Genomic DNA, 2,502 nt, shown 5'->3' with positions numbered 1-2,502 from the left:
GCCGAAGTCCACACTGCACCGCTAGATATAACGATCTACGTTGACGCTTTGACCCGCGCTTCGTTATTCGGTTACTGTCTATTCGTATCGACTTCTCTCTTATCCAGCTTTGACTGCGAGATCTCCCAGCATATTTTATTAGGACTTTCTCTATAATCTCCACCTCATCCATTTGTCCTTGCAGACAGCTCTGCAGCACTTGTAGTGATGTAGCCGAGTATAGGTCGCTAAACACTCCTTCATAAGCCGGAATTACTTGATCTAACAATGCCCTATTGTTGAGCTTGGCTTGCACATATAACGATGTAACAAACTCATGCTGGCGGGTAGCGTGTTGAAGTTCCATGTACGACTCATCCCAGATTCGGTGTGGCAAAGCATCTCCTCTGTAAAACATTTCGGCTAAGCTCCAAGCATCTGCCTCGTCGGTTTTTACCTTACGAAGCCCCATTCCTTTTGCTCGCTTGGACTGTAGCGGATTAAGAATAATATGACGAATGTCCTTTCGAGTCAGGTAACAAACGACCCCTCGGTGATAATGCCCTGTAGCTTCCATTATAACTACCGGCTCCGCTCCTGTCCTTGTTTTTAATTCTGCACACAAAGCGCTGAGCCACTCAAACCCTTGCTCGTTATGATAAATCTGTTTCGCCTTTCCATAGGGTTCATTTCTCCCTAAAAAGGCTTGAATGACACTGCTTCCTTTTGATACATCCATTCCTATTACCGGTTCCATAATACCCTCCTTAATGATACTCGCCGGCACTCCCACGATGGCTCCAAACCCATAGCTTCGCATGTGATACGGGATCTTCAATGTCCCAACCAGCTCAAACATGGTCATTGGAGGTGGTGGGAGAACAGTTTTTATTTCGGGGTTTTCCCCCTAAAAGCCGTACGTCCTCCCGGCTACCGCCATCTTAATACACCTACAAAAATAGGCCAACCAGAAAGTCCGGTTGACCTAATAATACGAAAAGCCGCTGAATAAACAGCGGCTTGATAATCTACGGCTTATTGGGGTCCCATATTGTAAATGATACCTGCGTAAACTCCCCAAATATTTTTGACTCTACCACTTCCACTACCATCATAGTGGGTCCCAGTGAGATTGAGTGTCCCTGCAAAATTCCCTTTTACATAAAACATCGTCTTTGGGACACTATTTATATCATTATAGTATTGCTTACTCAAAACACCCTTAACATACTGCTCAGTAGCTGACAACGCAACAACATTGTTAATTGTTGCTTTAGTTGATTTTGCAGCCATTCCTGTTGTTGGAGCCAAAACACTTGCCATCAATGCTACAGTTGTACCGAATACAACTAGTGCTTTTTTCATTGTAACAACCCCCACATATTGGATTTTTTGTTTTACACCCTCATTGTATCCTAATATTTGGAAATAGGCAATAGATTTAGTATTTTCTTTCTAAAACAAAATACCGCCCCCTAAAGAGCGGCTATCCTGTATCTTATAGAAAAAACTAATTAGTATTTAACATCAACAAATGCCGTCCCACTTGAAATTATAAGAAAGTATCCATTGCCTCATAAAGATAAAACAAAGAGAGATGACTATCACCTGCTCGTTTTGAAATTTTACATGGCTCGTTATTATGAAAATAAACAACAAATCTCTGATATGAAATTCAAATTAGAGATGGAAGAATTAAAACTGACTGATGACATGCTAATTAAAAATGTTACTACTATCTTAATCCCTGTTGTTTCTGCTATGGCTGCCTTGATTGCTATTTCTATTTCGCTTCAACGTAACGTAAACTATTCTAGTGGAATTATTACTATGTCAGGTTTTTTTATTTTTTCTTTTGCTGCTTCGTTGATTGACAGGGTTAGAACAAATCATCTTGAAGCAATAAGGATCAGATTAAAGTACTTAAATCAAGCTATATTAAATAGCGAAAAGGAAAAATAAATAATGGCGACTACTCTGATATAGGTGCAGTCACCATTGTACTAGATATAATCAAATAAATCCGCTTGTCTCGAATTAAATCTGAGTTTTTCATCTGTCGACTCCTCAAAGACTTGTACAGTACCTCTTTAAATTTCTAGAATATTAGCAACCTCTGCATATGGCTCCCAGCTTCCGCTCTTCATGCTAACCCCTACTGCCTTATATGCGTAATTGAAATTGATGTCAATTCGGTATTCCTTTTTGGATCGTCCTTGTTTTGCCATCAATGCCATGTGTATTATCTCCTTTCAAATAAAAGAGCCCCCCTAAAGATTGGTCAAGACCCCATTTTTAGTGGACATAGAAAAAACACCTAAGCAGCAAGCTGTCGTCGGTACTCTACTGGCGGCAGCTTCTTTAGCTTTCTTTGTGGTCGATTATGATTATAAAAATGAATATATTCTTCAATTCGCCTTTGTGCCTCGTCCAAACTTCGGATATGATAAGGATAGAGCCCTTCCGTTTTGAGATGCGAGAAGAAGCTCTCCATAGAGGCATTATCGTAACAATTGCCTTTCT

The 2,502-nt window shown here is 40.2% G+C and carries 5 protein-coding genes; 1 reads left to right on the top strand and 4 read right to left on the bottom strand.

Annotated features, from left to right (window positions below; translation table 11 throughout):
- Both AZ66_RS28545 and AZ66_RS28540 read right to left on the bottom strand, forming a co-directional pair.
- Nucleotides 1-736 (bottom strand): IS110 family transposase (locus AZ66_RS28545; protein WP_044358026.1); only part of this gene is annotated, 736 nt, incomplete at its 3' end.
- A 278-nt stretch (nucleotides 737-1,014) separates the two neighbouring features.
- The gene (locus tag AZ66_RS28540) at nucleotides 1,015-1,344 is read right to left on the bottom strand and encodes a hypothetical protein (protein WP_044358025.1); all 330 of its coding nucleotides are present in this window, start codon (nucleotides 1,342-1,344) and stop codon (nucleotides 1,015-1,017) included.
- A 204-nt stretch (nucleotides 1,345-1,548) separates the two neighbouring features.
- Here AZ66_RS28540 and AZ66_RS28535 point away from each other — a divergent pair, with 204 nt between their 5' ends.
- Nucleotides 1,549-1,941, top strand: a complete 393-nt coding sequence (locus AZ66_RS28535) for a hypothetical protein (protein ID WP_044358024.1) — start codon at nucleotides 1,549-1,551, stop codon at nucleotides 1,939-1,941.
- 128 nt (nucleotides 1,942-2,069) lie between these two features.
- Here AZ66_RS28535 and AZ66_RS31725 read toward each other — a convergent pair whose 3' ends face one another.
- Together AZ66_RS31725 and AZ66_RS28530 are read right to left on the bottom strand one after the other, a co-directional pair.
- A complete protein-coding gene (locus AZ66_RS31725; protein ID WP_156160126.1) occupies nucleotides 2,070-2,216 on the bottom strand; it encodes a hypothetical protein in 147 nt (48 codons plus the stop codon).
- A gap of 80 nt (nucleotides 2,217-2,296) precedes the next feature.
- A partial coding sequence (locus AZ66_RS28530; RefSeq protein ID WP_044358023.1) for an IS3 family transposase occupies nucleotides 2,297-2,502 on the bottom strand: 206 nt, incomplete at its 5' end.

It is taken from the genome of Paenibacillus sp. E194 (assembly GCF_000935845.1).
Lineage (GTDB): Bacteria > Bacillota > Bacilli > Paenibacillales > Paenibacillaceae > Paenibacillus_B > Paenibacillus_B alvei_B.
Note: the sequence above shows the minus strand (reverse complement) of the source record. Positions and strands in the feature narration are given on the sequence as shown.

Bases quoted from the DNA above. Each gene is read 5' to 3' on its own strand.
- AZ66_RS31725 (WP_156160126.1), bottom strand. From the start codon at position 2,216: ATGGCATTGATGGCAAAACAAGGACGATCCAAAAAGGAATACCGAATT.
- AZ66_RS28540 (WP_044358025.1), bottom strand. From the start codon at position 1,344: ATGAAAAAAGCACTAGTTGTATTCGGTACAACTGTAGCATTGATGGCA.